Annotated in this window: 28 protein-coding genes, 1 tRNA gene and 1 pseudogene; 19 read left to right on the forward strand and 11 right to left on the reverse strand. The window is 66.8% G+C overall.

The annotated features are described in order from the left end of the window. Nucleotides 1–62 precede the first annotated feature (62 nt). A complete protein-coding gene (locus tag BVC93_RS34605; protein WP_335583138.1) occupies nt 63–338 on the forward strand; it encodes a hypothetical protein in 276 nt (91 codons plus the stop codon). Between the two features lie 105 nt (nt 339–443). Then, entirely contained in the window at nt 444–1,118 is a 675-nt protein-coding gene (crp, locus tag BVC93_RS09930; protein ID WP_005138643.1) for a cAMP-activated global transcriptional regulator CRP, read from the forward strand. Between the two features lie 52 nt (nt 1,119–1,170). On the opposite strand, the gene BVC93_RS09935 is transcribed toward crp, so the two are convergent. The 3 genes from BVC93_RS09935 to BVC93_RS33005 are packed head-to-tail and all read right to left on the reverse strand — an operon-like array spanning nt 1,171 to nt 2,557. Continuing rightward, nucleotides 1,171–1,941 carry an MBL fold metallo-hydrolase gene (locus BVC93_RS09935; protein WP_083740939.1) on the reverse strand — a complete coding sequence of 257 codons (771 nt, stop codon included), beginning with the start codon at nt 1,939–1,941 and terminating at the stop codon, nt 1,171–1,173. A gap of 2 nt (nt 1,942–1,943) precedes the next feature. Next, the gene (locus BVC93_RS09940) at nt 1,944–2,399 is read right to left on the reverse strand and encodes a RidA family protein (protein WP_083737021.1); all 456 of its coding nucleotides are present in this window, start codon (nt 2,397–2,399) and stop codon (nt 1,944–1,946) included. Further along, nucleotides 2,396–2,557, reverse strand: coding sequence for a DUF4177 domain-containing protein (locus BVC93_RS33005; protein WP_115278799.1), 162 nt, complete (start codon nt 2,555–2,557; stop codon nt 2,396–2,398). The genes BVC93_RS09940 and BVC93_RS33005 overlap by 4 nt, the downstream gene beginning before the upstream one ends. A gap of 48 nt (nt 2,558–2,605) precedes the next feature. Between BVC93_RS33005 and BVC93_RS09945 the strand changes: the two genes are divergently transcribed. Together BVC93_RS09945 and BVC93_RS09950 are read left to right on the forward strand one after the other, a co-directional pair. Continuing rightward, on the forward strand, nt 2,606–3,625 hold the full coding sequence (locus BVC93_RS09945; RefSeq protein ID WP_083737022.1) for an ArsA-related P-loop ATPase: 1,020 nt from the start codon (nt 2,606–2,608) through the stop codon (nt 3,623–3,625). Between the two features lie 2 nt (nt 3,626–3,627). Beyond that, complete coding sequence (locus tag BVC93_RS09950; protein WP_083737023.1) at nt 3,628–4,743, forward strand: ArsA family ATPase; 1,116 nt, start codon at nt 3,628–3,630, stop codon at nt 4,741–4,743. A 29-nt stretch (nt 4,744–4,772) separates the two neighbouring features. Here BVC93_RS09950 and BVC93_RS09955 read toward each other — a convergent pair whose 3' ends face one another. After that, the gene (locus BVC93_RS09955; protein WP_157516844.1) at nt 4,773–5,081 is read right to left on the reverse strand and encodes a WhiB family transcriptional regulator; all 309 of its coding nucleotides are present in this window, start codon (nt 5,079–5,081) and stop codon (nt 4,773–4,775) included. Between the two features lie 347 nt (nt 5,082–5,428). Between BVC93_RS09955 and ponA2 the strand changes: the two genes are divergently transcribed. The 6 genes and pseudogenes from ponA2 (at nt 5,429) to arsB (ending at nt 12,519) form a co-directional block, all read left to right on the forward strand. Then, a complete protein-coding gene (gene ponA2, locus BVC93_RS09960) occupies nt 5,429–7,876 on the forward strand; it encodes a transglycosylase/D,D-transpeptidase PonA2 (protein ID WP_083737025.1) in 2,448 nt (815 codons plus the stop codon). 126 nt (nt 7,877–8,002) lie between these two features. Continuing rightward, the gene (locus tag BVC93_RS09965; protein WP_083737026.1) at nt 8,003–8,965 is read left to right on the forward strand and encodes a metallophosphoesterase; all 963 of its coding nucleotides are present in this window, start codon (nt 8,003–8,005) and stop codon (nt 8,963–8,965) included. Then, complete coding sequence (locus BVC93_RS09970) at nt 8,962–10,056, forward strand: PLP-dependent cysteine synthase family protein (RefSeq protein WP_083737027.1); 1,095 nt, start codon at nt 8,962–8,964, stop codon at nt 10,054–10,056. Before BVC93_RS09965 ends, BVC93_RS09970 begins: the two co-directional genes overlap by 4 nt. A gap of 290 nt (nt 10,057–10,346) precedes the next feature. Further along, a tRNA-Pro gene (locus tag BVC93_RS09975) sits at nt 10,347–10,420 on the forward strand. 159 nt (nt 10,421–10,579) lie between these two features. Next, entirely contained in the window at nt 10,580–10,951 is a 372-nt protein-coding gene (locus BVC93_RS09980; protein WP_083737028.1) for an ArsR/SmtB family transcription factor, read from the forward strand. Next, a pseudogene (gene arsB / locus BVC93_RS09985) lies at nt 10,948–12,519 on the forward strand (ACR3 family arsenite efflux transporter). The gene BVC93_RS09980 and the pseudogene arsB overlap by 4 nt, the downstream one beginning before the upstream one ends. Here arsB and BVC93_RS09995 read toward each other — a convergent pair. Both BVC93_RS09995 and BVC93_RS10000 read right to left on the reverse strand, forming a co-directional pair. Beyond that, nucleotides 12,506–13,732, reverse strand: a complete 1,227-nt coding sequence (locus tag BVC93_RS09995; RefSeq protein WP_083737031.1) for an MFS transporter — start codon at nt 13,730–13,732, stop codon at nt 12,506–12,508. The pseudogene arsB and the gene BVC93_RS09995 sit on opposite strands and share 14 nt — an antisense overlap. Continuing rightward, nucleotides 13,729–15,057 (reverse strand): NAD(P)-binding domain-containing protein, encoded by a 1,329-nt coding sequence (locus tag BVC93_RS10000; protein ID WP_083737032.1) that lies wholly within the window; start codon nt 15,055–15,057, stop codon nt 13,729–13,731. The genes BVC93_RS09995 and BVC93_RS10000 overlap by 4 nt, the downstream gene beginning before the upstream one ends. 78 nt (nt 15,058–15,135) lie before the next feature. Here BVC93_RS10000 and BVC93_RS10005 point away from each other — a divergent pair, with 78 nt between their 5' ends. The 4 genes from BVC93_RS10005 to BVC93_RS10020 are packed head-to-tail and all read left to right on the forward strand — an operon-like array spanning nt 15,136 to nt 17,874. Further along, a complete protein-coding gene (locus BVC93_RS10005) occupies nt 15,136–15,492 on the forward strand; it encodes an ArsR/SmtB family transcription factor (RefSeq protein ID WP_083740940.1) in 357 nt (118 codons plus the stop codon). A gap of 29 nt (nt 15,493–15,521) precedes the next feature. Further along, the gene (locus BVC93_RS10010) at nt 15,522–16,016 is read left to right on the forward strand and encodes an SRPBCC family protein (RefSeq protein ID WP_083737033.1); all 495 of its coding nucleotides are present in this window, start codon (nt 15,522–15,524) and stop codon (nt 16,014–16,016) included. A gap of 12 nt (nt 16,017–16,028) precedes the next feature. After that, entirely contained in the window at nt 16,029–16,808 is a 780-nt protein-coding gene (locus tag BVC93_RS10015; RefSeq protein WP_083737034.1) for an acyl-CoA thioesterase, read from the forward strand. Between the two features lie 49 nt (nt 16,809–16,857). After that, a complete protein-coding gene (locus BVC93_RS10020; protein WP_083737035.1) occupies nt 16,858–17,874 on the forward strand; it encodes an iron-containing redox enzyme family protein in 1,017 nt (338 codons plus the stop codon). 8 nt (nt 17,875–17,882) lie between these two features. Here the strand turns inward: BVC93_RS10020 and BVC93_RS10025 are convergent, their stop codons facing one another. From BVC93_RS10025 to BVC93_RS10040, 5 genes are all read right to left on the reverse strand, one after another. Next, nucleotides 17,883–18,077, reverse strand: coding sequence for a CDGSH iron-sulfur domain-containing protein (locus BVC93_RS10025; RefSeq protein ID WP_083737036.1), 195 nt, complete (start codon nt 18,075–18,077; stop codon nt 17,883–17,885). Beyond that, nucleotides 18,074–18,757, reverse strand: a complete 684-nt coding sequence (locus BVC93_RS10030) for a HemK2/MTQ2 family protein methyltransferase (protein ID WP_083737037.1) — start codon at nt 18,755–18,757, stop codon at nt 18,074–18,076. Before BVC93_RS10030 ends, BVC93_RS10025 begins: the two co-directional genes overlap by 4 nt. Nucleotides 18,758–18,897: 140 nt before the next feature. Continuing rightward, nucleotides 18,898–19,062 (reverse strand): hypothetical protein, encoded by a 165-nt coding sequence (locus BVC93_RS33015; protein ID WP_157516847.1) that lies wholly within the window; start codon nt 19,060–19,062, stop codon nt 18,898–18,900. Between the two features lie 16 nt (nt 19,063–19,078). Then, entirely contained in the window at nt 19,079–20,065 is a 987-nt protein-coding gene (locus tag BVC93_RS10035; RefSeq protein ID WP_083737038.1) for an LLM class F420-dependent oxidoreductase, read from the reverse strand. A gap of 36 nt (nt 20,066–20,101) precedes the next feature. Next, nucleotides 20,102–20,566 carry a GatB/YqeY domain-containing protein gene (locus BVC93_RS10040; protein ID WP_083737039.1) on the reverse strand — a complete coding sequence of 155 codons (465 nt, stop codon included), beginning with the start codon at nt 20,564–20,566 and terminating at the stop codon, nt 20,102–20,104. Here BVC93_RS10040 and BVC93_RS10045 point away from each other — a divergent pair. The 5 genes from BVC93_RS10045 to BVC93_RS10065 are packed head-to-tail and all read left to right on the forward strand — an operon-like array spanning nt 20,560 to nt 25,906. Further along, a complete protein-coding gene (locus tag BVC93_RS10045; protein ID WP_442929077.1) occupies nt 20,560–21,840 on the forward strand; it encodes a hypothetical protein in 1,281 nt (426 codons plus the stop codon). The two genes, BVC93_RS10040 and BVC93_RS10045, sit on opposite strands and share 7 nt — an antisense overlap. Nucleotides 21,841–21,847: 7 nt before the next feature. Beyond that, on the forward strand, nt 21,848–22,498 hold the full coding sequence (locus BVC93_RS10050; RefSeq protein ID WP_083737041.1) for a DUF4129 domain-containing protein: 651 nt from the start codon (nt 21,848–21,850) through the stop codon (nt 22,496–22,498). Then, nucleotides 22,495–23,634, forward strand: coding sequence for a DUF4350 domain-containing protein (locus tag BVC93_RS10055; protein ID WP_083737042.1), 1,140 nt, complete (start codon nt 22,495–22,497; stop codon nt 23,632–23,634). Before BVC93_RS10050 ends, BVC93_RS10055 begins: the two co-directional genes overlap by 4 nt. Then, nucleotides 23,631–24,584 carry an AAA family ATPase gene (locus BVC93_RS10060; protein WP_192860252.1) on the forward strand — a complete coding sequence of 318 codons (954 nt, stop codon included), beginning with the start codon at nt 23,631–23,633 and terminating at the stop codon, nt 24,582–24,584. Before BVC93_RS10055 ends, BVC93_RS10060 begins: the two co-directional genes overlap by 4 nt. Beyond that, complete coding sequence (locus BVC93_RS10065; protein WP_083737043.1) at nt 24,584–25,906, forward strand: DUF58 domain-containing protein; 1,323 nt, start codon at nt 24,584–24,586, stop codon at nt 25,904–25,906. Before BVC93_RS10060 ends, BVC93_RS10065 begins: the two co-directional genes overlap by 1 nt.

A 25,906-nucleotide genomic window follows, 5' to 3' on the forward strand; every position in this document is an offset into this window, starting at 1 on the left:
CTGGCGCGTGTTTACTTCTCGTCGTGTCCTGGTTGCTCGCGGCGTCGGTCCCCGGCCTGCTCATGCTGGCGACCTTCGGGCTGCAGCGGCTGGAGGCCGGCATCTGTCCCGCCCCGTCGCGCGACGGCGCAGAGCTCACCAAACAGCCCGCGTTGCGGCCCCCGCCACCTCCCGCGCCGCAGTACGAATCGGACTTTCCGTCGTTCCCGTCGCTGCGCGCGGCCTTCGAAGCACTCGACGGTGAGCCGGGTTTGCCGACCCGGCTGAGCCCGTCTGCGCGGATACCGGTGGACGGGAATCCGCAGTTTCAGGCGACTCGCCATGCCAATCGTGTGTAGCGTTGGCTCGTCGCGACTCGGCTTACCTCTAGACTTGCTTGGAAAACATCAGGTAGAGGCTGGTCGGCGCACATTACAACCAGCCAAGAGCTAAAGAGGGGCAACGTGGACGAGATCCTGGCCAGGGCCGGAATCTTCCAGGGAGTCGAACCCAGCGCCGTATCAGCGCTGACCAAACAGCTGCAGCCCGTCGACTTCCCGCGTGGGCACACGGTATTCGCCGAAGGCGAGCCTGGCGATCGGCTGTACATCATCATCTCGGGCAAGGTGAAGATCGGCCGTCGCTCACCCGACGGTCGGGAGAACCTCCTGACGATCATGGGTCCCTCCGACATGTTCGGTGAGCTGTCGATCTTCGACCCAGGCCCGCGGACGTCGAGCGCCACCACCATCACGGAGGTGCGTGCGGTCTCGATGGACCGTGATGCCCTGCGTGCGTGGATCGCCGACCGGCCGGAAATCGCCGAGCAGCTGTTGCGCGTGTTGGCCCGGCGCCTGCGCCGCACCAACAACAACCTCGCCGATCTGATCTTCACCGACGTGCCCGGTCGAGTGGCCAAGCAGCTGCTGCAGCTGGCCCAGCGCTTCGGCACCCAGGAGGGCGGCGCGCTGCGCGTCACCCACGATCTGACGCAGGAGGAGATCGCCCAGCTGGTCGGCGCCTCCCGCGAGACGGTGAACAAAGCGCTGGCTGATTTCGCCCACCGCGGCTGGATCCGCCTCGAGGGCAAGAGCGTGCTGATCAGCGACTCGGAGCGGCTGGCCCGCCGAGCCCGCTAGTTTGGGATTTCGGCGTGATTCCGGTCGGTGACCGACTGGAATCACGCCGAGATCACGTCCGTAGGTAGTCCAGCTGCGCTTGGACAGATTTCTCGGCGGCGTCCCAGAGCTTCTGGTCGACGTCGGTGTAGACGTGTTCGACCACCTGACGCGCGGACGCCTCGTCCCCCAACTCGCGAAGCGCGCCCCGCACCTGATCCAAGCGCTCCTCGCGGTGTTTGAGGTACATGTCGCTGACGGCCTCGAGGTCGGCCAGCTCCGGTCCGTGCCCGGGCAACACCGTCAGCTTCCCCAACCCCCGCAGCCGGTGCAGCGACTCCAGATACTCCCGCAGGCTGCCGTCCTCGGTGTCGATCACCGTGGTGCCCCGACCCAGCACGGTATCGGCGGTCAGCACGGCGCCGTCCACCAGGAACGACACCGAATCGGCGGTGTGGCCCGGGGTCATCAGCACGGTGATCCGCAGGCCGGCGGCGTCGATCACCTCCCGGTCGGACAGCGGTCCACCGAGTCCACGCAGAAATCCGCTGCCGACCGAGCGCACCACCGCACCCGTGCGTTCGACGAGCTTGTCGATGCCGTCGGTGTGATCGCCGTGGCGATGACTGATCAGCACCAGGGAGATCTTGCCGAGGGCGGCGATCCTGTCGATGTGTGCATCGTCGTCGGGTCCGGGGTCGACGATCACCCGCTCGTCACTTCCCGGCCCCTGCAGCACCCAGGTGTTGGTGCCCTCCAGCGTCATGATGCCGGGGTTGTCGCACAGCAGCACCGAGGCTGCATCCGTCACCGGACGCAGCTGCGCGTAGGCCGGGTGCTCCAGGGTCACGCTATCTCGACGACGATCTCTACTTCGACCGGCGCGTTGCGGGGAAGTTCAAAGACGCCGACGGCGGAGCGGGCGTGTGCGCCTGCGTCGCCGAAGACCTCACCGAACAGTTCGGAGGCGCCGTTGACGACGCCGGGCTGGCCGTCGAAGCCCGAGGCCGAAGCCACGAAGCCGACGACCTTGACCACCTTCACCACCCGGTCGATACCCACCAGGGAATTGACGGCCGCCAGCGCGTTGAGCGCGCACACGCGAGCCAGGGCCTTGGCATCTTCGGCACTGACGTCAGCACCGACCTTGCCGGTGCTCAGCAGTTGACCACCTTCGATGGGCAACTGTCCCGAGGTGTAGACGAGGTTGCCCGTCTGCACTGCCGGGACGTATGCGGCCAGGGGCGCGACGACCGGTGGCAGCTCGATGCCGAGTTCGGTCAGCTTTGCAGACCAGCTCATTTGGGGCGCTTCAGGTAGGCGACGTGCTGCTCTCCGGTGGGGCCGGGCAGGACCGAGACCAGCTCCCAGCCGTCGGCTCCCCACTGGTCGAGAATCTGTTTCGTGGCGTGCGTGAGCAGCGGCACGGTGGCGTACTCCCAAATGGTCGGTTCGCTCATGGGCAGAGCTTAGCCGCCGCTCTCAACTGCTTGGTTAGCATGCAAGCCATGGCGTCCACAGCAAGCGGCCCGACCAGCGTCGGTTGGCCCTCCCGGTTGGCCAAAGCCCGCCTCCATTTTGTGAGCGGCAAAGGGGGCACCGGCAAGTCCACCGTGGCGGCGGCCTTGGCGCTGACCCTGGCCGCTGGGGGCCGCAAGGTGCTGCTGGTCGAGGTCGAGGGCAGACAGGGCATCGCGCAGCTCTTCGACGTCCCGCCGCTGCCGTACCAGGAGACCAAGGTCGCCACAGCTGAGCGGGGCGGCCTGGTCAATGCCCTGGCGATCGACACCGAAGCGGCGTTTCTCGAGTACATCGACATGTTCTACAACCTGGGGCTGGCGGGCCGGGCGATGCGCCGCATCGGCGCCATCGAATTCGCGACGACGATCGCGCCGGGACTGCGGGACGTCCTGCTGACCGGCAAGATCAAGGAATCCGTGGTCCGGGTGGACCGCAACAAGCAGCCGGTGTACGACGCCGTCGTCGTCGACTCCCCGCCCACCGGCCGGATCGCGCGCTTCCTCGACGTCACCAAGGCCGTCGCTGACCTGGCCAAGGGCGGGCCGGTGCACTCGCAGAGCGAGGGTGTGGTCAAGCTGCTGCACTCCGAGCAGACCGCTATTCATCTGGTGACGCTGCTGGAGGCGTTGCCCATCCAGGAGACGGTCGAGGCCCTGGAAGAACTGCGCGAACTCGAGCTCCCCATCGGCAGTGTGATCGTCAACCGCAACATCCCGACCTTCCTTCCTGCGGACGCTCTGGCCAAGGCCGCCGAGGGTGACATGGACGCCGACGCGGTGCGCACCGATCTGGCCAAGACCGGAATCACGTTGTCCGACGCCGATTTCGCCGGTCTGCTCACCGAGAGCATCCAGCACGCCACCCGCATCAGGGCGCGCGCCGAGAGCGCCGAGCAGCTGGATGCGATCAAGGTGCCGCGGCTGGAGCTGCCGGCCATCAACGACGGAATCGACCTGGGCAGCCTGTACGAGCTGGCCGAGGCGCTTGCAGCTCAGGGGGTCAGGTAACTATGAGCACCACACCGCCGGCACTGGACATGGAGTCCATCCTGCGCGACACCTCCAACCGCGTCGTGGTCTGCTGCGGCGCTGGTGGGGTGGGCAAAACCACCACGGCCGCGGCCATGGCGTTGCGAGCCGCCGAATACGGCCGCTCCGTGGTGGTGCTCACCATCGATCCGGCCAAACGACTGGCACAGGCGCTGGGCATCAAGGACCTGGGCAACGTCCCACAGCAGGTCCCGTTGGGCGCCGACGTGGCGGGCGAACTGCACGCGATGATGCTCGACATGCGCCGCACGTTCGACGAGATGGTGGTCGAATACTCGGGAAACGAACGCGCACAATCGATTCTGGACAACCAGTTCTACCAGACTGTTGCGACGTCCCTGGCGGGCACGCAGGAGTACATGGCCATGGAGAAGCTGGGCCAGCTGCTCTCCGAGGATCGCTGGGACCTGGTGGTGGTGGATACTCCGCCGTCGCGCAACGCCTTGGACTTCTTGGACGCCCCCAAACGGCTCGGCAGTTTCATGGACGGCCGGCTGTGGCGTCTGCTGCTGGCACCTGGCCGCGGCATCGGCAAGCTGGTCACCGGAGCAGTGGGCCTGGCAATGAAAGGCATGTCGACCATCTTGGGCAGCCAGATGCTTTCGGATGCTTCGGCTTTCGTGCAGTCACTGGACTCCACGTTCGGTGGGTTCCGCGAGAAGGCAGACCGCACTTACGAACTGCTCAAGCGGCGCGGCACCCAGTTCGTGGTGGTGTCGGCAGCCGAGCCCGATGCGCTGCGCGAGGCGTCGTTCTTCGTGGATCGACTGTCCCAGGAGGGTATGCCGCTGGCGGGGCTGATCCTCAACCGCACCCATCCGACACTGTGTTCGTTGACGCCAGAACGCGCCGTCGACGGTGCCGAGGTGCTCGAGGCGGACGACCCGGGGTCACTGACCGCGGCGGTGCTTCGGGTGCATGCCGACCGCGCGTTGACGGCCAAGCGCGAGGTGCGGTTGTTGGGCCGGTTCACCGGAGCCAACCCGAAGGTGGCGATCGTCGGCGTGCCGTCGCTGCCGTTCGACGTCTCAGACCTCGACGCGTTGCGGGCAATCGCCGATCAGATCACTCATTAGTCCCGATGGCGCTGTCGCAGGCGACAGAATTAGCCAGCGCTGCGGTGCTTGCGTTGAGCGGCGAAGAAATCAGCCCAGGAGACCACCTCTGGGTGCTGCTTGAGCAATGCGCGCCGCTGCCGCTCGGTCATACCGCCCCAAACGCCGAACTCCACACGATTGTCCAGGGCGTCGGCGCCACATTCGGCGATCACCGGGCAGTGCCTGCAAATGACCGCCGCCTTGCGCTGCGCGGCGCCACGGACGAAGAGTTCATCAGGATCGGCGCCCCGGCAGCGGGCCTGGGAGACCCATGCGATTCGAGCCTCGCCTTCGGCTCCTTGCAGAGGGCTGGCCATCGACGCAGACGCGGCGCTTGCGGTGATAGTCCCCGGTGCGGTTCGAACTCCTGACATCAGCGAACTCCCCTTCGCTCAGGCCGATGTTCCGGCCAGTGTCCCGTGTGCAAACCGCTGCTGCGATCTACGCCACATTGCGCACTTTTTTGTTACCTGTGTCGCACTGTGTGTCTAAGTTAGGTGGTCAGGTCGCGTTTTGGCAACAGTCAAATTGCGACTTTTTTGGGACAACCGTGCAGTCACTGCGCCGAACTTTGGTTTCCTCGGGTAAGAAACCCGATTCCCGCACGTCCCGCCGGGTACCTGCGGGGATCATCACCGGCTCCTACCCCATTACTCTGTAGACCATGTCGGACCGCCCCCCGGTCGCCGTCTCGCTGATCAAGCTGGCCTGGTGCTGCTTGCTTGCCAGTGTTCTGACGGCGGCATTGATGTTCCCGGTCGTCGGCGGTCTGGGTCTGGTTTCCAACCGAGCCTCCGATGTCGTCGCCAACGGCTCGTCCCAACTCGTCGAAGGCGAGATACCCGGTGTCACCACGATGGTGGACGCCAGGGGCAACGTCATCGCCTGGCTCTACACCCAGCGCCGCTTCGAGGTTCCCACCGACAAAATCGCCGACACGATGAAACTGGCAATCGTGTCCATCGAGGACCATCGGTTTGCCGAACACAACGGAGTCGACTGGCAGGGCACTCTGACCGGCTTGTCCGGATACATGTCGGGCAACCCCGACACCCGCGGTGGCTCGACCATCGAACAGCAATACGTCAAGAACTATCAGCTGCTGGTGACCGCGCAGACCGACGCCGAGCGCCGCGCCGCCATCGAGACCACTCCGGCCCGGAAGCTGCGTGAGATCCGGATGGCACTGACGTTGGACAAGACGTTCACCAAGCCCGAGATCCTGACGCGCTATCTGAACCTGGTCTCATTCGGCAACAACGCCTTCGGCATCCAGGACGCCGCGCAGACCTATTTCGGCATCGACGCCTCGGCGCTCAACTGGCAGCAGGCGGCCCTGCTGGCCGGCCTGGTGCAGTCCACGTCGGCCCTGAACCCGTACACCAACCCCGAAGGCGCTCTGGCCCGTCGCAACGTGGTGCTCGACACCATGATCGAGAACGTGCCCGAGCACGCCGAGGCGCTGCGGGCCGCCAAAGCCGAGCCGCTGGGCATTCTCCCGCAGCCCCAGGAGTTGCCGCGGGGCTGCATCGCCGCCGGCGACCGGGGATTCTTCTGTGACTACGTGCAGGAGTACCTGGCCCGGGCGGGCATCACCAAGGAGCAGCTCTCCAAGGGCGGCTACCTGATCCGCACCACGCTCGACCCCGATGTGCAGGCACAGGTGAAGAACGCCATCAACGAGTTCGCGCCCGCCGATCTGGACGGCGTGGCCAGTGTGATGAGCGTGATCCGGCCCGGCAAGCAGAACCATCCCATCCTGGCGATGGCCAGCAATAGGACCTACGGCCTGAACCTGGATGCCGGCGAGACCATGCAGCCGCAGCCCTTCTCACTGGTGGGCAACGGCGCGGGATCGGTGTTCAAGGTGTTCACCACGGCGGCGGCCATGGAGATGGGCATGGGTATCAACGCGATGCTCGACGTGCCCAGCCGCTTCGAGGCCAAGGGCCTGGGTAGCGGCGGCGCCCGCGGCTGCCCGCGCGACACCTGGTGTGTGCAGAACGCCGGCGGCTACCGCGGCCAGATGAACATCACCGACGCGCTGGCCACCTCGCCCAACACCGCCTTCGCCAAGCTGATCTCCCAGGTGGGCGTGCAGAAGACGGTGGACATGGCCGTGCGCCTGGGCCTGCGGTCCTACGCCGAGCCGGGCACCGCCCGCGACTACGATCCGGAGAGCAACGAAAGTCTCGCCGACTTCGTCAAGCGGCAGAACCTGGGCTCCTTCACCCTCGGTCCCATCGAGGTCAACGCGCTCGAGCTGTCGAACGTCGCGGCCACCATCGCCTCGGGCGGTGTGTGGTGCCCGCCCAACCCGATCGACAAGGTTTTCGACCGCGACGGCAACGAGGTCGCCGTCACCACCGCCACCTGCGAGCAGGTGGTTCCCGAAGGTCTGGCCAACACGCTGGCCAACGCCATGAGTGAGGACGACCGGGGCTCCGGCACCGCGGCCTCAGCCGCCGGTTCGGTGGGCTGGACGCTGCCGATGTCCGGCAAGACCGGCACCACCGAGGCCAACCGGTCGTCGGGCTTCCTGGGGTTCACCAACCAGCTGGCTGCCGCCAACTACATCTACGACGACTCCACCGAGCCGAGTGAACTGTGCTCATTCCCGTTGCGCCAGTGCGGATCGGGCAGCCTGTTCGGTGGTAACGAGCCGGCCCGCACCTGGTTCACCGCGATGGAGCCCATCGCCACCAACTACGGCGAGGTGGTGCTTCCGCCCACCGATCCGCGGTATGTGGAGGGCGCACCCGGCGGCCGGGTGCCCAGCGTGGCCGGCCTGACGCAGGACGCCGCACGCGAACGTCTGCGCAGCGCCGGTTTCCAGGTGGCCGACCAGGCCACCCCTGTCAACAGCGGGTCGCCTCAGGGCACGGTGGTCGGTACCTCACCCACCGGTCAGACCGTGCCGGGATCCATCATCACGATCCAGATCAGCAACGGCATCCCGCCGGCACCTCCACCGCCTCCTGCCGGTGTTCCGCCGCCGGGGGCGCCGCCGGAGTTCGGCCAGACCGTGGTGCAGATCCCGGGTCTGCCTCCGATCACGGTGCCGGTGCTGATCCCGCCCGCACCTGCTCCGCCGCCCCCGCCGCCGCCGTAACTGGCGTCGCTGTCGAGCCGGAGGCCGAGAGTGCGCGGGGGTTCCCCCCAGCGCAGTAGAGGGCGCGTACGAGCAGTCGACGGAGCTCCGGCTCGCGAAGCCGGGGCGCGGCAGTAGGCTGCATACATGGCTGCCGCATTGCAGGTTCTGAAGAACACCGCAGCAGTGGCGCTCGGCACGACGGTCGCCGGCATCGGGTATGCCGCGATCATCGAACGCAATGCGTTCGTCGTGCGCGAGGTCACCATGCCGGTGCTGTCACCGGGGTCCTCGCCGCTGCGGGTGCTGCACCTGTCGGACATCCACATGCGACCGGGACAGCGCCGCAAGCAGGCGTGGCTGCGTGAGCTGGCCGGGTGGGAACCCGACCTGGTGGTCAACACCGGCGATAACCTGTCGCACCCCAAGGCCGTTCCCGCCGTGGTGCAGTCGCTGGGTGATCTGCTCTCGGTGCCGGGCCTGTTTGTCTTCGGCAGCAACGACTACTTCGCGCCGACACCGAAGAATCCGGCGAAGTACCTGACCGACAAAGAGTTTCGTATCCATGGCCAGCCACTGCCGTGGCAGGACCTGCGGGCGGCGTTCACCGAACGTGGCTGGTTGGACATGACCCACACCCGCCGCGAACTCGAGGTGGCCGGTGTCAGCATCGCGGTGGCAGGTGTGGACGACTCGCACATCGACCGCGACCGCTACGAAACCATCGCCGGGCCCGCCAGCGCGGCGGCGAATCTGCGTCTGGGCCTTACACATTCGCCGTACACCCGGGTGCTCGATCGTTTCGCGGCCGACGGCTACCAGCTGATCATGGCGGGCCACACCCATGGCGGGCAGCTGTGCCTGCCGTTCTACGGCGCCATCGTCACCAACTGCGATCTGGATCCGTCACGCGCCAAGGGTGTGTCACGCTGGGGCGCCGACACCGCGCTGCATGTCTCCGCGGGTATCGGGACGTCTCCCTATGCGCCGCTGCGGTTCTGCTGCCGGCCGGAGGCGACGTTGCTGACGCTCATCGCGGCACCCACCGGCGGGCGGGACTCCAGCAGCACGCTCGGGCACTCGCATCCCACCGCGTCGTCCGTGCATTGACCCGGATCGTCGACCGCGGCCGCTCGCGCCTGTGGCTGGACAACGCGGTCCGGCTCATCGAGGCCGACGCACGGCGCAGCGCGGACACCCACCTGCTGAGGTACCCGCTGCCGACGTCGTGGTGTGACGGTGTGGATGTCCAGCTGTATCTGAAGGACGAGACGACGCACATCACCGGCAGCCTCAAGCACCGGTTGGCGCGCTCGTTGTTCCTCTACGCGTTGTGCAACGGCTGGGTCCAGGAGGGCACCACCGTGGTCGAGGCTTCCTCCGGGTCGACGGCGGTGTCCGAAGCCTATTTCGCGGCGATGCTGGGCCTGCCGTTCATCGCGGTGATGCCCGCGTCCACCAGTTCGTCGAAGGTGGCGCTGATCGAGGCGCAAGGCGGCCGTTGCCATTTCGTGCAGCGCTCATCGGAGGTGTACGCCGAGGCACACCGGCTGGCCCAGGAAACCGGCGGACACTATCTGGACCAGTTCACCAATGCCGAGCGCGCCACGGACTGGCGGGGCAACAACAACATCGCCGAGTCGATCTTTTCCCAGATGCGCGACGAGAAGCACCCGATCCCGGATTGGATTGTCGTCGGGGCAGGCACCGGCGGCACCAGTGCCACCCTGGGCCGCTACATCCGCTACCGCCGCCACGACACTCGGCTGTGTGTGGTCGACCCGGAGAACTCGGCGTTCTTCGAGTCCTACGAACGTGGCGAAGACGTGGTCACCGGGGCGTCGTCACGCATCGAGGGCATCGGCCGTCCGCGGGTGGAACCATCGTTTCTGCCGGACGTGGTGGATCGGATGGTCAGTGTGCCCGATGCCGCGTCGGTGGCCGCCGCCCATCACGTGAGTCGGGTGCTGGGTCGACGTGTCGGGGCGTCGACAGGCACCAACATCTGGGGCGCATTCGGTTTGCTCGCGGAGATGGTGGAACAGGGTCGCAGTGGATCGGTGGTGACGTTGCTGGCCGACAGCGGTGACCGCTATGCCGACACCTACTTCTCCGACGAGTGGCTGGCGAACATGGAACTGGACACCAGCGGGCCCGCCGCGAAGCTGTCGGAGTTCGAAAGGTCTTGTTCCTGGAGCTGATCCACTGCCCCGTCATCGGAGGTCAGGAACAGCCAGAGTGCCGCCAACGCGAAAAAGCCGCCGTAGATCGCTGCGCCCAAACCCGTCATGGCCGGTCCACCTTTTCGTGTCATCTACCTGGTGCGCAGTGTGCGCCCGCTTAGGACTGTCAACGCCTGCGACACGCCTTTTCCATCCCGATCGAGTCGTTTCTGTGCAAAACGCTGCCGTGGGTTCTGTTCCCACATCCCCGGATCTTTATGCGTTTGGCTTCGCAGGCCACCCGTGCGATACGCTGTCGGGGCTTCACGCGGGGTGTGGCGCAGCTTGGTAGCGTGCTTCGTTCGGGACGAAGAGGTCGTGGGTTCGAATCCCGCCACCCCGACTCGTGTGATCGCAGTTGAGAGGCCCTGACCGGGATATCCGGTCAGGGCCTTTTCCTGTTCTGTCGGCCTTGTTCGTCAGTGAGTGTGCCCACCGCCGCGGCCGGTCGTTCACCTGCTGTTCGTTTGCGCCTGAATTCGATGATTGTCAATATCGATGTATGTCGAATTCAGCTGACGTGACAGACGCCTGTTGCGACACACCGCCACTACTGACGGAGCCGCTGTCCGAGCAGGCCGCCGTGGAGATGGCCAAGAAGCTCAAGGCTCTGTCAGACCCGGTGCGACTGCGACTCTTCAGCGCCATCGCCAGCCACGCCGGTGGCGAGGCCTGCGTCTGCGACATCTCCGGCGGCATCGACGTCTCCCAGCCCACGGTGTCGCATCACCTGAAAGTCCTGCGCGACGCCGGCCTGCTGACTTCCGAGCGTCGGGCCTCATGGGTCTATTACGCCGTGGTCCCGGCCGCCCTCGGCGAGCTCTCAGCGCTGCTGGCCCTCAATGCCGGCGCACTCGCGGAGGCGACCGCGTGACCGACACCGCGACATCGGCGCCCGTCGTGGCGAAGCTCTCCACCCTGGACCGGTTCCTGCCGGTGTGGATCGGCCTTGCGATGGCAGCCGGTCTACTCCTGGGCCGATGGGTTCCCGGCCTGAACACAGCGCTGGAAGGTGTTCAGATCGACGGCATCTCGCTGCCGATCGCCCTGGGCCTGCTGATCATGATGTATCCGGTGCTGGCGAAGGTGCGCTACGACCGGCTCGACACGGTGACCGGTGACCGCAAGCTGCTGGTGAGCTCGCTGTTCTTGAACTGGGCGTTCGGACCCGCGCTGATGTTCGCCCTGGCGTGGCTGATGCTGCCGGATCTGCCCGAATACCGCACCGGGCTGATCATCGTGGGCCTGGCCCGTTGCATCGCCATGGTCATCATCTGGAACGACCTCGCCTGCGGTGACCGTGAGGCTGCCGCCGTCCTGGTGGCACTGAACTCGATCTTCCAGGTGATCATGTTCGCCGTCCTGGGCTGGTTCTATCTGTCGGTACTGCCCGGATGGCTCGGTTTGGAACAGACCACCATCAACACCTCGCCCTGGCAGATCGCCAAGTCCGTGCTGATCTTCCTCGGCATCCCCCTGCTGGCCGGCTACCTCTCGCGACGCCTCGGCGAGAAGACCAAAGGCCGCCACTGGTACGAGACCACGTTCCTGCCCCGAATCGGACCGTGGGCACTGTACGGGCTGCTGTTCACCATCGTCATCCTCTTTGCTCTGCAGGGCGAACAGATCACCAGTCAGCCCCTCGACGTGGTACGTATCGCGCTGCCGCTGCTGGCTTACTTCGCCATCATGTGGGGCGGGGGCTACCTGCTCGGTGCAGCGATCGGTCTGGGCTATCAGCGCACCACGACACTGGCGTTCACCGCTGCAGGCAACAACTTCGAGCTCGCCATCGCGGTCGCCATCGCCACCTACGGGGCCACCTCAGGCCAAGCTCTGGCCGGTGTGGTCGGCCCTCTGATCGAGGTCCCGGTCCTGGTCGCCCTGGTCTACGTGTCCCTGGCCCTGCGCCGACGCTTCTCCGACACACACACCGCCACGCCCGGCACCACCGCCTCGATGACAAAGGAGCCGTAACACCATGTCCGACAGCCCCGCGGCCCTGCGTGCAGGACTGACCCGATGAGCGAATCCACCACGCCGTCAGTGCTGTTCGTCTGCGTCAAGAACGGCGGCAAGTCGCAGATGGCCGCCGGGCTCCTGCGCCAACTCGCCGGCGACTCCGTCATCGTCCACTCGGCGGGCACCAAACCCGGCAATGCCATCAACGATCTGTCCGCTCGGGCGCTGCTGGAGGTGGGCGTCGACATCACCGGTGAGCATCCCAAGCCGGTGGACTACCGACTCGCCCGCGTTGTTGACCTGGTGGTCACCCTCGGCCGGGAGGCACACCTCGAACCGTTACCCGGCACCCCGGTGCAGAACTGGGACACCGACGAACCCTCCGAACGCGGCATCGACGGACTGGAACGTATGCGCCTTGTCCGCGACGACATCGCCACCCGAGTCCGCCAGTTGCACACCACCCTCACCGGCACCTGAGATCCGCGCTCGGTGTCACGCTGAAGCGCGGCTTGGTGACCAGGCCCAGCAGCGCCCCCACCCCGGCAATGGCTCCCAGTGCGACGAACATCGCCGCATAACCGCCGAGCACGCTGGCCAGAGCTGCGCCGACGAACGGGCCGACAGCCGTGGCGATCATGATCGGTGCATTCAACAGCGCGCTGAGGTGGCCGTAATGTGTTGCACCCCAACGCTCGGTGACCGCGGTAGCTTGCAGCAGCGTCATGATGCCGCGCGTCACTCCGGCACCGATCGCCACAACCACCAGCGCCGCGTATGAGGTGAACACACCAAGCAGGGCGGTGGTGACGGCAACGCCGGCCATGATGAGCACCGTGCGCGAAACGACGCCGACGCGACGCACCAAGGTTTGGTAACCGAGGCGGCCCAACACCTGGCCGGCACCGCCCAGGCCCAGTGCCACCGCGGCGGCACCGGTGCTGACACCCCGTTGGTTCATCAGCGGCACCAGGTTGGCAATCACGGCGTAGGAGGCCAAGCCGGACAGCGCGAACGCTGCCACCAAGGCCAGAAACGACCCGCTTCGGGCGGTGCGGGTGGCCGGCTCGACCTCGTGCTCGGTCGTGACCGGCGGCCACGGGCGCCGCAGTCCGAAGAAATGCGCAGGAATGGTGATCACCGCCAACACGGCAGCCAGAACCAGATAAGTGTCGCGCCAGCTCAGGTGAGCAGACAGCGCAGCGGTCAACGGGGCGAACACGGTGCTGGAGAACCCGGCCACCAATGTCAACACGGTGAGCGCACGCACCGCGTCCACACCGAAGAACCGCGTCAGCGCCGCGAAGGCGGGTGCATAGAATATGCCGCTCATCGCAACGCCGGAGAGCACCCAGGCGGCGGCGAACCAACCGAAGCTGGGAGCGGTGCTCACCGCGATCACGGAGATGACACCGAGCACCGAGCCGCCCGTCATGATCCATCGCGGTCCGATCCGGTCCAACCAGCGTCCGACCGGGATGCCGACCAACGCTGAGGTCACCAAACCCGCGGAGAATGCTGCCGTGACCGCGGGTGCTGACCAACCGGTGTCCGCGCTGATCTGTGGCGACAGCACGGTGAAGGCGTAGTAGAGCACACCCCAGCTGGTGATCTCTGTGACGCACAGCGTCAACAGCACCCAGCGCAGCCCGTGGGCTGCGCTGGGTGCGCGATGTCCTTGGTTCTTCGTCATCCGCCACTAGGACTGAGCGTCAACGGTTGTGGCGACGACGGTGAACCGCAGCACCCGCCGCCGAGATTCTCGGCGTCCGGGGTGTCGAACAGCCCGGCGCCACTGCAGACCCCGGTATCGGGCAGTGTCAGCTCTACCTGCCGGGCAGCCTCGTGGTCGCCGGCCAGTTCGGCGGCGATGCTGCGCACCTGCTCGTAACCGGTCATCGCCAGGAAGGTGGGCGCCCGACCATAGGACTTCATGCCCACGATGTAGAGGTTCGGCTCCGGATGGGCGAGTTCGGCTGCACCATGCGGCGCCACGCTGCCGCACGAGTGCATGTTCGGATCGATGGATCCCGCCAGCTTGATCGGCGCCTGCAGGATCGGGTCCAGCGCGATACGCATCTCCGAAAGAAACGACAGATCCGGCCGGAAGCCGGTCAGGACAACGACGTGATCGGCCGGCGGCAACGACCGACCATCTTCGGCCGTCACGACAGCACCATCATCGACCAGGTCGACACGCTCGGTACGAAACCCGGTCAACAGTGAAACCCGCTGCGCCTCAACAGCTTCCTTGGATCGAACCCCCAGCGCGCCGCGCTCGGGCAGTTCATCGGCAGCGCCGCCGCCAAAGGTCTCGCCGGTGACTCCACGGCGCAGCAGCCACGTCACCGTCGTCGAGGGATCCTGACGCACCACCTCGTCGAGGTGGATCACCGCGGTCATCGCCGAATGTCCGCTGCCGATCACCACCACATGCTTGCCCGCCAGCGCCGAGGCATGTGCGCGCGTCGGCGGAACATAGCTGATCACGCCCGAGGCGGCTGCTGTCCGCTCACCGAATGCGGGAACACCGTCAGCGCCAGCGGGATTGGGCTGTCCCCATGTTCCGGACGCATCGATGACTGCGCGCGCCTGGATACGGCGCTCGGCGCCCTCGGCGTCGGCCACGTGCAAGACAAACGGGGCCTCGGCTCGACCCGGACTGACCAGCCGGTCGCGGCCCAGTCGCGATACCGCTTCCACGCGCGCGCCGTACTGCACCCGCTCTCCCAGAGCTGCTGCCAGCGGCGCAAGATAGTCGTCGATCCACTGGCGGCCGGTCGGAAATCCTGTTTGCGGCACAACCCAGCCGCTGGGCACCAAAAGACGGACTGCCGCGGGGTCCACCAGTTCGGGCCACGGCGAGAACGTGCGCACGTGGGCCCATTGCTCCACCGCTGCACCGGGTCCCGTGCCGGCCTCGAGCACCAGCGGGGTGAGTCCGCGCTCCAGCAATTGTGCAGCCGCGGCCAGACCCAGCGGTCCGGCGCCGATCACCACAACAGGCAGCTCAGGCATCCCACAGCCCTCTCATCGACATTCTTCGATGGATCGATGGTGCGCGACCCATCGAAGTTTGTCAATGCGTGTGCCATCATGGACGGCATGGAGACCGTGACCGCCGACGACCTGGCCGCCTGCTGCTCGCGCCTGACCGGCGGCGTGCTGGATACCGCCGCTGCCGAACGCCTCGCCGCGGTGTTCAAGGCGCTGGCCGACCCCGCCCGCGTCAAACTGATGTCACTCATCGCCGCCTCCGATGGTGGCGAAGCATGCATCTGTGACCTCACCGAACCGCTTGGACTGAGCCAACCCACGGTGTCACATCATATGAAGCTGCTTGTCGAGGTTGGCCTCGTCAGTCGCGATCAACGCGGCAAGTGGGCGTACTACCGAGTCAATAGTGAGGCATTGGACCGCATCGCCTACTGCATGCTGACGCCGGAGAACTGACGTCCGCAGTTTCATGGCAGGCTGGCGTCATGGCCCGCTGGTTTCCGCTCGAACCCACCGACGCGACGAGGTTCGACACCGCCACGCACATCTTCCGCTACCAGAGGCACTTCGACGCGTCACCGGAGACAGTGTGGACATCGTTGGCCTCGGATCACTCACTGGCCGACTGGGGATCGTCGGTGCAGTCGGTGACCTGGACGTCGCCGCGGCCGTTCGGCGTCGGCGCCACCCGCGAGGTGGCACTGCCCGCCGGCGTCGCCCGGGTACGTGAAGAATTCTTCCGGTGGGACGAGGGGTCGGGTTACTCGTTTTTTGTCTACGAGGCCAGTGCGCCACTGTTCCGTCGCTTCGCCGAGGACTATTCGATTGCTCCGGAGGGCACAGGCACCCATTTCAGCTGGACGGTGGCCATCGACCCCAAGAGCGCACTGCGGTTGCCGTTCCAGGTCCTGGCGCCGGTGCTCAAAGCGGCGTTCGGGAGGATGGCCGCCGACGGCGAGAGGTATTTCGCCGACAGTTAGAGTCGGCACACCATGAGCTGGATCGCCGACCTGTTGTCCTTCGAGCGTGACGGCGACGTCTTCGTCGTACCGGACCCGGCGGGCGGGCGCGGTGAGCGGTTGTTCGGCGGCATGATCGCCGCCCAGGCACTCGGGGCGGCCGGCGCCACAGTCGAACCCGACAAACTGCCCCAGTCGCTGCACGCATACTTCGTCCGCGGCGGCCGGTTCGGCGTTGAACTGCAGTTCCACGTGGAACGCACCCGCGACGGCCGCTCCTTCGACACCCGGCGGGTCACGGCCGTGCAGGAGGACAAGATCATCTTCGAGATGATCGCGTCGTTCCACCGTCCCGAGACGGGAGCCGACTGGCACCCGACACCGCCGGCGTCGCTCGAGTTGGACGCGGCACTGCCCAAGCATCCCGGGCTGTCCATCACCGAGCACCTGGAGATCCGCACGGCGGCGTCGGATCCGTCGGCGTTCGCCGTGCCGCCCTACTGGGTGCGGTTCCGCGATCCGGTCGAGGCCGATCCGCTCACCCGCTCATGTGCACTGACCTTCGTCACCGACCTGGGACCGGTGCCCGCCGCCCGCCCAGCCGGCACACCGCTGCGCCCAGACGTGGGATACGCAGCCAGCCTTGATCATTCGGTGTGGTTCCACCGCCCGTTCGACCCCACCGAGTGGCACCGTTACGAGGTTCGCCCGGTCAACAACAATGACAACCGCGGCCTCGTCGTGGGCTCGATGTACAACCGGTCGGATCAGCTGGTCGCCAGCATGACGCAGGAGGCGCTGTGGCGGGTGTGACCTTCAGGAGAACTGGTTTCTGACGCTATCACCCGGGTACCACATCCCCGTGACCCTTGCGACTCCCCGCCTCGAGCCCTTCCTTCCCACCGCCGTAGGACCGCTGTCCGCAGCCGTGGTCGAGGTTCTCGGAGAGCGTCCACCACGCCGCCAGCTCACCCGGATCTCGGTACCTGCCATCGACTCCGACCCGTGGGGCCTGGATCTGCAGTTGGCCCTGTATGTGTGCTATGAGCTGCACTATCGCGGATTTCACGGTGTCGATCCCGCGTGGGAGTGGAATCCCGGTCTGTTGCACCTGCGGGCACAGTTGGAAATCGCCTTCCTGGACGCGGTGACCAACGAGGTGGGCTGTCTGGACGACGCTCGCGTCGAGGAGGAAATGGACCGGATCTCCCACGAACCCGCCAACGGTGACGGTCCGTCCTGGTTCATCCGGGGCACGGCGACATGGGACCAGGTGCTGGAGTATTTCGTGCACCGTTCGATCTATCACCTCAAGGAGGCCGACCCGCACGCGTTCACCATCCCCCGGCTCAGCGGGCAGGCCAAGGCATCCTTTGTGGCGGTGGAGTTCGACGAGTACGGCGGGGGCCGCGCAGAAAACGTGCACCAGCAGCTGTTCGCCGACCTGATGGCGGCCGCAGGTCTGGACCCGAGCTATCTAGGCTATATCGATCATGTTCCCGCAGAGGCACTTTCAGCGGTCAACCTGATGTCGATGTTCGGCCTGCACAGAGCCTTTCGCGGCGCGGCGGTGGGCCATTTCGCCTCCACCGAGATCACCTCACCCCCTGGTTCGGCGAGGCTGGTGCAAGGGCTGCAACGACTCGGCGCACCCGAGGAATGTGTCCGGTTCTACCGCGAACATGTGGAGGCCGACGCAGTTCACGAGCAGGTGGTGCGTACCGACGTGGTGGGCGCGCTGTTGGGCACCGAGCCTGAGCTCGAGCCTGACGTGGTGTTCGGTATCCGCGCCCACGCCGTGGTCGAGGACCGGTTGGCCGACATGCTGATGACGCATTGGACTGACGGTCAGTCCACGCTGAGACGGCCCCTGAGCTGACTGCCCGGTCAAGGGCGCGCTGTGCGACGGTGACTGGTGTCGCACAGCGGATAGGTCTTGCTGCGCCGACAGGCACAGATGGCGACCATGAAGCGATCGGATTCGACGATGCTGCCGTCGGGCATCTCGATGCACACCGGCCCTTCGACCATGATCGGCCCCTTCGGAACGATCCGGACCCGCCGAGGCGCGGTGTCGCTCACTGCTTGTCGGCTCTGATCACCACGAGCTCCTCCATCCGCAGGCCGCGGGCCAGCCGTCCTGTCTGCTCCAGCCATTCGGCATGCGAGGACAACACCGGACCGAACGGAATCAGTTGCCAGGCAACCACCTCGGCGGACAGCCCGCCATCGCGGAAAGCCTGAAGCGACTGCTCGATGCCGGTGAACTCCGACTGCACCAGCAGCATGGTGCCACCGGAAGCCAGGAGGTGGGGAGCCAGGGCGCACAGCGGGTCCACAATCCCCCGTCCGTCGAGGCCGCCATCCCAGGAGCCAACCGGATCGGCCCCGACCGGAACACCCAGGGCCGCAGTCGATGTTGTCGGAACATACGGCGGATTCGCCAGCACCACGTCATAGGGTCCGCCATCGAGAGCACTCTCGAAAGAGCCCAGTCGAACCTCGACGTCAACCTCGGCTGCAGCAGCATTGCGCCGGGCGCAGGCCACCGCCTGCTCCGAGATATCCCATGCGGTAACGGTTTCTGCGCCCAGCTCGGCAGCCGCGATCGCGCCGATGCCGCTGCCGGTACACAGATCGGCCACCCGCCGCCCCACCACCACGGTGCTTCGTTCCAGCGTGTCGATCAACAGGCGTGAATCTTCCTGCGGTCGATAGACATCCGTTGTCGCCACGACGGATTCGTGTGGATCGGGGAGCATTGTGGTCACAGTGGGCCTTTCAACTTACGGCGAGCACCGGATGCGGCGCCGCGTGCGGTGATTGATGCCCTGTTTCGACTGTGTTAAACAGCTCGGCCGTTTCGCCTGCGTCGCGCGCGACGCTCGGCGAGCCGGTCTGGTCAATCCGGCGGCTCCTGGCCACCCTCGCCGAGATCCGGAGCCAGCTCCCTGGTGGCCATCCCACCTTCGCCGCCGTGATCCTGCGGTCCCGGCCGGTCCTTGGACTCCACCCCTTTGACTTCGTGCGGGCTGGTGGCGATGTGTTGGCTGTGTTCGTCGGTCATGATTCCTCCATCTGGGTCACGGGGCCGCGGAGCGCAGCGCCGCCAACAGCGGCTCGGCTGCTTCCTTGAAGAACAGGTCCTGTTGGTCGCCGCCGATTTGGACCAGGGCGATGTCGGTGAAACCGGCATCCCAGTACTCTGCGACTGCCTCGACGATCGCGTCGAGGTCGGGCCCGCACGGTATCGCCTCGGCGACGTCCTCTGGACGGACGAACTGCGTCGCACCGGCAAACCCCGCGGTGGTCGGCAGGTCGGCGTTCACAGACCATCCGCCGGCAAACCAGCGGAACTGTTCGTGGGCGCGCTGAACTGCCGCCTCGCGGCTGGGATCCCAGCACACCGGGATCTGGCCGACAACGCGTCCGTCACCGGGCAGCCCGGTGCCCTGACGGGCTTCGTGCCACGCCTTGACCCGGTCCGCGGCCGGTTGCACGTCGATGTGGTGGTCGGCCAGCGTCGCGAACCTCTCCACCGCACGGTCTCCGGTCATGGAGATGCCGATACCGATCGGATCTTCCGGAATGTCCCAGATGCGCGCCGAGTCGACCTGGAAGTGGTCGCCGTGCCAGTCCACCAGCGTGCCCGTCCACAGCTCCCGGATGATCTGGATGGCTTCGACGAGCATGTCCTGGCGCGTCTGGATACTGGGCCAGCCCTTGCCGACGACGTGCTCGTTGAGGTTCTCTCCGGTGCCGAGACCGAGGGTGAACCGCCCGTCGGCCAGGATCTGCAGGGTGGCGGCCTGCTGCGCGACGATCGCGGGGTGATACCGCATGGTCGGACAGGTCACATAGGAGTAGAGGTCCACCCGTTCGGTGACGTGTGCCACGGCACCCAGTAGGGTCCAGGCATTCGGAGCGTGGCCCTGCGCTGAGAGCCACGGCGAGAAGTGATCACTGCAGACCTCGAAGTCGAAGCCGACGTGCTCAGCCGAAATGGCATGTTGAACAAGCTCTTTGGGTCCTGCTTGCTCGGTCATGAGGGTATATCCGAACCGGGTCATGCCAGGTCGAATACCCGACCCCTACCGCGACAAACGCTACAACCGGGCCTTGACCGCCGCCGACACCCGCGCGCCGTCGGCTTGGCCCGCGATGATGGCGGCGGCGGCCTTCATCACCAGACCCATCTGACGCATGCCGGGCCGCTCGCCCAGCTCTTCGGCGACCTGCGCTATGGCGGTGTCCACGGCGTACGCGATTTCGTCGTCGTCGAGTTGGGTGGGCAGGTACTCCTCGATGACGGCGGCCTCGGCGCGCTCGTTGGCCGCCAGCTCTCCACGACCGTTGGTGGTGTAGATCTGTGCGGCCTCGCCCCGCTTCTTGGCTTCGCGGGTGAGCACTTTGAGTACCTCTGCGTCGGACAGTTCGCGGGCCTGTTTGCCGGAGACTTCCTCGGCCTGCACGGCAGCCAACAGCATTCGCAAGGTGGCCGTACGAAGCTTGTCCTGGACCTTCATCGCCGCGGTGAGGTCGGTCCGCAGCCGGGCCTTGAGCTCTGCCATGTAGTCGACGCTACGCGGACCGAGCCGACCAGCCGAGCGCGTCGGCTCGTATCGTTGTCTTATCGGGTGGCCATCACCAGGATGGTCACCATGCGCAACGACGGGGGACGCTCACTGTGACCCAGCCGCCGATCGGGCCGGGCTGGCAGCCACCGCCCGGATATCCGCCGCCTGGATATCCACCACCCTCCGCTTATCCCCCTTATCCCCCGCCGGGCTACCCCCAGCAGGGCTATCCCCCGCCGGGCTATCCCCCGCCGGGGTACGGGCAGTACGGGTATCCACCACCTGGCTTCCCGACGCTGCCACCGGTTGCCATGCAACCGGGCATCATCCCGTTGCGGCCACTGACCCTCGGCGACATCTTCAACGGTGCGGTCCGCTACATCCGCGTCAACCCGAAGGCCACGCTGGGACTGGCCGCCGTCGTCGTCATCGTCACCCAGGTCCTCGGGTTGATCCTGCAAATCGGTCCCCTGGCGGCGATGGGCGAGCTCGACGCACTGCGGGGTGAGACCGAGTCGACGGCCGGGCTCATCGGACTGTTCGCCACGTCGGTGGTGGCGGCGCTGATGCAGGCACTGGCAGCGGTGATCCTCAGCGGCATGCTCACCGTTGTCGTCGGGCGTGCGGTGTTCGGATCCTCGATCACCATCGGCGAGGCGTGGGCCAAGATCAAAGGCAGGATCCTGCCTTTGCTGGGTCTGGCTGTGCTCGAACTGCTCGCCGTGATGCTGCTGGGCGGCGTCATCACCCTGATCATCGTCGGCCTGGCCGTCGGCGCCTCCGGTCCGATTGCGGCCCTGGTCGGCATCCCACTGGGGCTGGCGGGCATCGTGGGGATCGTCTACCTGTACACCATGGTGTCGTTCGCCCCGGTGGCGATCGTCCTGGAGCGCATGCCGGTGATGGATTCGATCAAGCGGTCGTTCGCGCTGGTCCGCCACGACTTCGGCCGGGTGTTCGGCATCCGCCTGCTGGCAGGCATCGTGGTGGCCGCGGTGGCCGTTGCCGTCGCGATGCCGTTCACCATCGCGCAGCTGATCGTCGGCACCGCGTCCACCACCGCGATCCTGTTGGGTACGGTGTCCGCCAGCGTCGGCGCCATTGTCGGCCAGGTGATCACCGCTCCGTTCACCGCAGGCGTGGTGGTACTGCTGTACACCGACCGCAGGATCCGGGCCGAGGCCTTCGACCTGGTGTTGCGCACCGGCGCCGCCGCAGGACCCGCCGACACCATGTCGACCGACAACCTGTGGCTGGCGCGGCGCTAGGGACCTGATGCCACCGATAGACATCGATCGTGAATCTGCCCGTGAGGCCGCCGAGAATGAACTCAACAAGCCGATCTATCCGAGGGGTTCACTGACCGATCGGTTCAACGAGTGGTTCCAAGAGCTGATCTTCCGCATCGTCACCAAGGGTGGGCTGCTTCCCGGAGGCTGGTTCACCATCACGGTGCTGGCGATCATCCTGGTGATCGCCGTCGTCGTCGCGATCCGGATCGCCCGGAAGACCATGCGCACCAACCGTGGTGGTGACCGGCAGTTGTTCGGGGCCACCGAACTGTCGGCCGCCCAGCACCGGGAGCTGGCGCGGCAGTGCGCCGCCCGGGGCGACTGGGCGCCGGCGATTCGACATCGTCTGCGCGCCGTGGCCCGTCACCTCGAGGAGGTGGGGGTGCTCACCCCGGTACCCGGCCGCACCGCCAACGAACTGGCCAGGGACGCGGGAGCGTCCCTGCCCCAGCTCTCGGGTGAACTGTCTTCGGCGGCAACTGCGTTCAACGACGTCACCTACGGTGGGTTGCCCGGCACCGAAAGCGCCTACCGAATGATCAGTGACCTCGACGACCACATCGGACGGCAGTCGCTCACCGCGGCGCCATCCGCACCGCACGCACCTGCCGGGGGCTGGGCGGAGGTGCGATGACTTCTGCGGTGACAACAACCAAGACCACCCGGTGGCGAACCGCTCGCTGGGTGGGCGCAGCGGTGGCGCTGATCGTCGCGCTGGCCGCGCTCACCGCGTGGCTGACGGCACCACGACCCGGCGGACACATGGACCCCGCCGCCACCTCCGCTGACGGCACCCACGCCCTGGTGACCCTGTTGCGCCAACGAGGGGTCGACGTCGTGGTGGCCGATACGGTGGCCGACGCCGAAGCGGCGGCTCGGCCCGATTCCCTGACGTTGGTCGCCGAGACCCCGTTCATCGCCGACGACAGCGTGCTGGCCGGACTGGCCGACGGCCCCGGTGACCTCTTGCTGGTCGAGCCCTCCTCGTTCACCCGCGAAGCACTGGCACCCGAGGTGCGGACCGGCCCGTCGGCGACCTACGGTGGCGAGCCCGATTGCACTCTGCCCGAAGCTGATCGAGCCGGAGTGGCACAGTTCGGCCCCACCGGCACCTACGAAGCGGTCAAGGGTTCCTCGGTGGACCTGATCAGCTGCTACTCCGGAGCACTGGTGCGCTACACCGACGGCGATCGCACCGTCACCGTGGTCAGCTCCTCGAATTTCCTGACCAACGCCACCTTTCTCAACGAGGGCAACGCCGCGCTGGCGATGAACCTCACCGGCAGCCAGCCCCGCCTCATCTGGTATGCGCCGCAACGAGCCGAAGGCGAAAACCTGGGCTCGGCAACCATTTTCGACATGATCCCGTACCAGTGGAACTGGGTGGTCTGGCAACTGTGGCTGACGGTTGCACTGGTGGCGGTGTGGAAGGGACGGCGACTGGGCCCGCTGGTGGCCGAACGACTGCCCGTTGTGGTGCGGGCGTCCGAGACCGTCGAGGGCCGTGCCCGTCTCTACCGGGCCCGCAGGGCCCGTGACCGCGCTGCCGACGCGCTGCGGTCGGCGGCCCTGCAGCGCCTCACCCCACGGTTGGGCCTCGGCGTCAACCCCGACCAGACCACCCTGGTCCTTGCCGTCGCCCAACGCACCGGTCTCGATCCGAACACCGTGCACCACACTCTGTTCGGGTCCGCACCGGGCTCGGATGCCGAACTGATGCAACTCGCCCACGCGCTCGACGACATCGAAAGGCAGGTCGCCCACTCGTGACACAGCCAGATTCCGCCCGTTCGGCCCTGCTGGCTCTGCGCAGTGAGATCTCCAAGGCCGTGGTGGGCCAGGATGCCGTGGTCAGCGGCTTGGTGATCGCACTGCTGTGCCGGGGCCACGTGCTCCTGGAAGGTGTTCCCGGCGTGGCCAAGACACTGCTGGTGCGCTCCCTGGCAGCAGCCCTGCAGCTGGATTTCAAGCGGGTGCAGTTCACCCCTGACCTGATGCCGGGCGACATCACCGGGTCACTGGTGTACGACGCGCGCACCGCCGAGTTCGAGTTCCGCGAAGGCCCGGTGTTCACCAACCTGATGTTGGCCGACGAGATCAACCGCACCCCGCCGAAAACCCAGGCCGCGCTGCTGGAGGCCATGGAGGAGCGGCAGGTCAGCGTCGACGGCGATCCCCGTCTGCTGCCCGACCCGTTCATCGTGGCGGCCACCCAGAACCCCATCGAATACGAGGGCACCTACCAGTTACCCGAAGCGCAGCTCGACCGTTTCCTGCTGAAACTGAATGTCCCGCTGCCACCGCGGGATCAGGAGGTCGCGATCTTGAGCAGGCACGCACACGGCTTCGATCCGCGCGACCTGTCGGCCATCCGACCGGTGGCCGGCATCGACGACCTGCGGGCTGGCCGGGAGGCGGCCGCCAGGGTGCTGGTGGCCGACGAGGTACTGGGCTACATCGTCGACATCGTCGGAGCCACCCGGCACTCCCCTGCTCTGCAACTCGGGGTGTCACCGCGCGGCTCCACCGCGCTGCTGGGGACCGCGCGGGCGTGGGCGTGGCTGTCGGGCCGCAACTACATCACCCCCGACGACGTGAAGGCGATGGCACGGCCCACCCTGCGCCATCGCATCGCGTTGCGTCCGGAGGCCGAACTCGAGGGCGCCACACCCGACGGCGTGCTGGACGGGATCCTGGCGTCCGTGCCGGTGCCGCGGTAATGATCCTGACCGGCCGCACCGGGCTGGTGGCACTGGCCTGCATCCTGCCCATCGCTGTATCCCCATGGCCGGCAACAGCTTTCGTGGTTCTGCTGGCAGTTCTGGGGGCGGCGGTCGGGCTGGACGTCGCCTTGGCGGCCAGTCCCCGGAAATTGCAGTACACCCGGTCCGGTGACACCTCGGCGCGACTGGGCGAGCCCGTGCACGTCGGCCTGCTGATTCACAACAGTGGGTCACGAGCTTTCCGCGGGGCGGTGCGCGACGCCTGGGCGCCCAGTGCCCGCGCCACCCCGCGTTCCCATGACATCGCCATTGCCGCGGGCCAACGCCGGCAGGTGGACACCGCGCTGCGTCCCATCCGCCGCGGTGACCAGGTGTCGGCCGCGGTCACCGCACGGTGTATCGGGCCACTGGGCCTGGCCGGTCGCCAGGGCACGCAGCAGGTGCCGTGGACCGTACGCATCCTGCCGCCGTTCCTGTCCCGCAAGCACCTGCCGTCGCGGCTTGCCAAACTGCGCGAGCTCGATGGCATGGTGCCGGTGCTGATCCGGGGCCAGGGCACCGAATTCGATTCTCTACGTGAGTATGTCGTGGGCGATGACGTGCGGTCCATCGACTGGCGTGCCACCGCACGGCGTCACGACGTGGTGGTGCGCACCTGGCGGCCCGAACGTGACCGGCGGGTGGTGATCGTCGTCGACACCGGCCGGACTTCTGCGGGCCGGGTGGGGGTTGATCCCACCGCCGGTGATCCGGGAGGTTGGCCGCGCCTGGACTGGTCATTGGACGCCGCGCTGCTGTTGGCGGCGCTGGCGGCGCGCGCAGGCGATCACGTCGACTTCCTGGCCCATGACCGCACCACCCGCGCCGCCGTGGTCAACGCCTCCCGCACCGAATTGCTGGCGCAGCTGGTCGAGGCAATGGCTCCACTGCAGCCCGAACTCGTCGAATCCGATTCTGCCGCAATGGTCGCCACCATCACGCGCAGGGTTCGGCGCCGAGCACTGGTGGTGCTGCTGACCGACCTCAATGCCACTGCGCTCGACGAGGGCCTGCTGCCGGTGTTACCGCAACTGGCGGCCAAACATCACGTGGTGGTGGCCGCCGTCAGTGACCCACGAGTCGACGATTTGGCTGCAGGCCGGGTTGACGCTGCTGCGGTCTATGACGCGGCGGCTGCGGAGAAGTCACGCAATGATCGCCGCAGGATCGCCTCCCAGCTGCGTGCCGGCGGGGTCGAGGTGGTGGACGCCCCGCCGGAGGATCTGGCTCCCGCGCTGGCCGACGCCTACCTCGCGATGAAGGCCACCGGCAAGCTCTGA

It is taken from the genome of Mycobacterium sp. MS1601 (genome assembly GCF_001984215.1).
Classification (GTDB): Bacteria; Actinomycetota; Actinomycetes; order Mycobacteriales; family Mycobacteriaceae; genus Mycobacterium.